The organism is Frankia sp. Hr75.2, from assembly GCF_949319125.1.
GTDB classification, from domain to species: Bacteria; Actinomycetota; Actinomycetes; order Frankiales; family Frankiaceae; genus Parafrankia; species Parafrankia soli.
The window spans coordinates 1-4,338 of the sequence record NZ_CASGGV010000092.1; the positions used below are offsets into that span (position 1 = coordinate 1).

The window sequence follows — 4,338 nt, forward strand, 5'->3', positions numbered from 1 at the left end:
CCCCCCCCCCCACCCGCCACACATCTGGAGCGGTGGGGATATTGGGTCAGCTGGGAAGGGGGCGGCGGCCGGCGAAGCCAAGGTCGGCCCGGTGGTACCAGGCGAGATCCGGCTCGCCCTCGATCCAGCACAGCAGCACGTTCTCGCCCTCGAGGATGGCGGGGAAATCGATCAGTAGCGGGGCGGCGCCCTTGACCTGGATGCCGCGGGCGGGGAACCAGGCCAGCGCTTCGGACAGCCAGGCCTGCAGGGCTTTCATCTCGGCGAGTCCCCCTTTGGGGGACGACGCGCCATCCGCCAGCGCGGCGCTCAGCTCGGTGAGGTCCGCCCGCCGTGCGACGAACTCGGCGGCGCGTTCGTGGATTTCGGGCATGAGGGCACGGGCCTCGTCCACGGAGAACATCTGGTCCACGCAGTCCAGTCCATCATGCCTGGACGTCAACGGGCCCAGCCGGGTGGCACCGACCGGCACGCGCGTTCGTGGATCGCGGGAAACGGCCCCGGGCGGCTCCCGTCTCCGAGATCGTCGACCGGGGCCACCGGGCCTGGTGGGCCCGCCGGAGGAGGATGGATTCAGGAACGGCGGGCCATCTTGATGGTCTTCTCGAGCTGATCCCGGTCGACTTCGGCGGAGCGGCCGTTCGTCGCGACGGTCGGGATCTGGTGACCGCCGCCGAGGACCAGGTCGGTGGTGTGGCGCATGCCCATGTCGCGCTGCTCGACGTCGAGGATGGTCTCCTCCACCCGGTACAGCTTCTCGATTTTCGCGACCTTGGCCTCGACCTGCGCGGCGACGATCCGCAGCCGCCGTTCCGCCTTGGCGAGGCGTCGTTCCAGGCGACGGTCGACGACGTTGGGCATCGGCTCGTCGCGCTCGGTCGGGTCGTGCAGGTAGAGCTCCACAGCCACCGCCACCAGCGGGATCAGCGCGGTGAAGAGGATCGCCGGGCCGTCGCCGCCGTCGCCGGACGCGCCCTGGATCCGCACCAGCACACCCGCGATCGACAGGAGCAGGAAGATCGTCGAGGTCAGGGTGAGGGCGAGGGCCGACGTCCTGGTGGTGACGAGCTGTTCGCGGACCTCCTGGTCCATCTTGACCTCGCCGACGTCCGCGGCCTTCAGGAGCTGGATCTGGGCCCGGGCCAGGATCGCGCTTTTGATCGCGTGGGCGAGCACCATCCCGGCGATGAAGACCGCGATGCCCAGGATGCCGCCCAGGAACCAGCTGACGCCGTAGTCCGCGGCGTCGGTGAGCACGCCGTAGGCGTCGGCGAAGACGAAGAAGTCGAGGGAGGCGAGCACCAGCAGGATGAGGTGGCGGACGGCCGGCGCGAACTGCATCTGCGGGATGCGTTCCTGGATGCCGACGCTGCGCCAGAGCCGGCCCTGCTCGACCTTGTTCTTGATCAGTTCGGTCCGGCGTTCCCGTCGCTCGGCCCTGGAGTCGATCTCCATGCGGAGCTCGGCGATCAGCTCCTCCAGAGTCCGGGCGTCCGCGCGGACGGCCGCGCGGACCTCCTGGATCTCCGCTTCTTCCAGGCTCTTCAGGACCTTGGGGCGGGTCTCGGCCCCCGCCAGCGCGATGTCGGCGTCCCCGACCTGACGGATGAGCTGCTTGGCTAGACGGCCCGGCCGATTTCCCCTGCGCAGCACCTGAGGGTCCCTCTTTCCGTGTCTTCGTTCGGGCGGCCTCTTCGTTCGGATGGCCTCGATGGTCTGGACGGCCTCGTCGAGTCCGGTCAGCCTCAGAATTCAGAAAACAGGACGGCCTTGAAACCTGGGACGGACGTGAAGCCGGGGCGGTCGGGTATCCGGGGATGTCGGGTAGCCGGGGATGTCGTGAGTCGGTTAGGGCGGGCCGTGAAGGCGACCCGCGAAGGCGGGCGGTCAAGCGTACCCGCCAGCGAAGGAGCAAGCGTGAGCGCGGGTGGTGAGGACAGGCGGCCGACCGGCGAAAACGAACATCCGAGGTGCGGAAGATGGCCGGGCGGAGAACAGCCCTTTCCGCGGGCGACGATTGCGGCGGTCGGCGGCGGGAAAACGTCAGTCGATCGGGCGGGCAAAGGTTCCCCCCACGAAACAGAGCATCGCGCAGACGATCCCGAGCACCGAGGCGACCATGGCCTCGCGGGCGCCCTCCGTCTCGTCACCGGCGAAGACCATGGTCAGGACGAGGGTGCCGACACCGACGACGGCGCCGATCGCGCCGAGCAGGAAGCGGCGGGCGATGGTCTCCCGCGGCGGCAGGCTTGACAGCGCGTCGATGGGGGCGATCCGGCCGGCGCGGGCGCGGTTGCCGACCCGGCGACGGATGTCGCGCAGGCGGAAGGTGTTGCCGGCGATGAAGAAGCTGACCGCGGTCACGATCATCGACCCGGTGACGGACACCCGGGCGAACGGCGACGACAGGGTCAGCCAGACCCAGGTCTCCAGGACGGCGAGCAGGGCGAGGCAGGTCACGATCACTACGGTCGACCGCATGAGAGCCGGGCTGAAATGTTGGTCCTCGGGCTCGAACAGCAGGCCCATGGGTCGTCTCCTCGCGGTTGCGTCGGCCACGGGCATTCGCGGCACCGCGGTGTGCGTTCCGCCGGTATGTGGTCCGGCGGTGTGCGTCCCGGTGGAGGGCGTGGCTACGATCCCCGGGCTCGGCGCACCCCCCAGTTGGGCGATGGGGGCGGCGTCAGCCGCAGTCACTGCTGATCCGTCGGCACAGCTCGCCCTTGAGATAGCGGGCGATGTCCTGCTGAGGCCTGGTCGCCGCTCCCTCGTTCACGCCGATGAAGCGGACCTTGCTGTTCGCGATCGGTGTGAGCTGCTGGGTCTCCGGAGAGAAGCAGCGGCGCACCATGGCCTCCGCGATCTGGACGGACGCCTTCTTCCCGTCCACGTTGAGGCAGTCGGAGGCCTGACCGGTACCGAGCAGATCGCTCCAGACCACGACGGTGACCGCGCCGATCTCGACGCCGGGCGCCGCCCGCAGCGTGGCGATCTCGTCGTTCACGCCGGAGAGCAGGCCGGTGACGCTGCCGGTGGGGCGGACCTGCTCGCCCTGCACGATGTGGTCGACCTCCTCGGTGAGCGCGTCGGTCGCCGCGGTGCGGTCCTTCGCCTCCCGGGTGTCGTTGTTCCGGTCGATCCTGAAGACGGCTCCGCCGTCGAGGCAGTCCGAAGAGGTCAGTCCGGCGTCCCCGCCGCCACTGGCGACGAGGCGGATGTACTGGCCCTCCCGCAGCGCGGCGTCGAAATAGGGGCGCAGGCCCTCGGAGATACGGCTGGCGTTCTCCGGTGAGTTGTCGGAGACGTCCAGGTAGAGCATCAGCAGCGGGGCGCCGCCCTTGGGCGCGTCCTCCTGGTAGCGGGTGCAGTCGAGCGCGCCGTCGGCCGCTTTCCCGAGCATCGTGTCCATCGCGTCGCAGGACGTCAGCAGCGGCAGGGTGAGCAGCGCGGCGGCGAGCAGACCGGCTCCGCGGGCGCGCGGGCGTCCCGCCCTGGCCCGGCGGCGGGACGTCCCCGGCGGTGGCCCCGCGGTGTCCCCAGCGTTCCCTGCCGCGCTGTTCCCCGACCGGGACGCCGGTGTCGTGGTCGTGGTCGCTGTCGTCACGGTCATCGCAGCACGATCTCCACTCGGCGCCGGCTGGCGTCCGCGACCCCGTCGGTGGCGCCCTGTTCGCCCTTGGCCACGACCTCGAGCAGCGAGGCCGGGATGTCCTGGCTCGTCAGGTAGGCCTGGACGGCCACCGCGCGCCGGCGGGAGAGGTCGAGGTTGTGTTCCGTGGACCCGAGACCGTCGCTGTACCCGACGACCTCGACGCGGCCGTCGTGCTCGCGGATCTGGGGAACGATCCCGGCGAGCGCGGTGGCGGCCTCGGGCCGTAGGTCGGCGCTGTTGGCGTCGAAGAGGTAGTCCGCGCTGACGGTCGAGACCCGGCTGCCGTCCGCCTGGGTGATGAAGCTGCTCAGCGGCGGGAGCGGGTCCGGAGCGACTGACGGTGGCACTCTTGTGGCATGCGGCGCGGGGGTGAAGCTGGACGCGGCCGCGTCACTTGAGCAAGCTGAGGCGAGACCGAGGACGGCGGTGAGCGCGAGTGCCGCGCACGCCGGAACCCCGGACCGCCGACGTCGCCTGGACGCGGCACGTCCGGCGGTGCGAAACGCGTGATACACGGTCGGCCCCCAACGGCAAGTGCGGGGCCAACCATAACCGTGCCGAAAAGCACCCTGTCGCCCAGGCTTGGGCGTTGTGTCGACCGTGGGATTAATCCGTGTTGCGTTGATGTATGACGTGTATCGATCATGTTTGTCGCGGATCGGTCTGGTGGGTGCCGGTCGCGGATG

General features: G+C 70.1%; 5 protein-coding genes. All 5 read right to left on the bottom strand.

The genetic code is table 11. The features are described from left to right. Positions 1 to 46: 46 nt before the first annotated feature. Positions 47 to 403, bottom strand: coding sequence for a DUF2203 domain-containing protein (locus AC559T_RS08765; protein ID WP_235013850.1), 357 nt, complete (start codon positions 401 to 403; stop codon positions 47 to 49). A 170-nt stretch (positions 404 to 573) separates the two neighbouring features. Continuing rightward, entirely contained in the window at positions 574 to 1,653 is a 1,080-nt protein-coding gene (locus tag AC559T_RS08770; protein ID WP_018500353.1) for a hypothetical protein, read from the bottom strand. A gap of 390 nt (positions 1,654 to 2,043) precedes the next feature. Next, entirely contained in the window at positions 2,044 to 2,529 is a 486-nt protein-coding gene (locus AC559T_RS08775; RefSeq protein ID WP_071065975.1) for a hypothetical protein, read from the bottom strand. 154 nt (positions 2,530 to 2,683) lie between these two features. Then, positions 2,684 to 3,610 carry a hypothetical protein gene (locus tag AC559T_RS08780; protein WP_498868392.1) on the bottom strand — a complete coding sequence of 309 codons (927 nt, stop codon included), beginning with the start codon at positions 3,608 to 3,610 and terminating at the stop codon, positions 2,684 to 2,686. Further along, entirely contained in the window at positions 3,607 to 3,999 is a 393-nt protein-coding gene (locus tag AC559T_RS08785) for an OmpA family protein (RefSeq protein WP_235013848.1), read from the bottom strand. Before AC559T_RS08785 ends, AC559T_RS08780 begins: the two co-directional genes overlap by 4 nt. Positions 4,000 to 4,338 lie beyond the last annotated feature (339 nt).

Excerpts from the sequence above, each read along its gene's own strand:
- AC559T_RS08765 (WP_235013850.1), bottom strand. The coding sequence starts at position 403 with ATGTTCTCCGTGGACGAGGCCCGTGCCCTCATGCCCGAAATCCACGAA.
- AC559T_RS08775 (WP_071065975.1), bottom strand. The coding sequence starts at position 2,529 with ATGGGCCTGCTGTTCGAGCCCGAGGACCAACATTTCAGCCCGGCTCTC.
- AC559T_RS08780 (WP_498868392.1), bottom strand. The coding sequence starts at position 3,610 with ATGACCGTGACGACAGCGACCACGACCACGACACCGGCGTCCCGGTCG.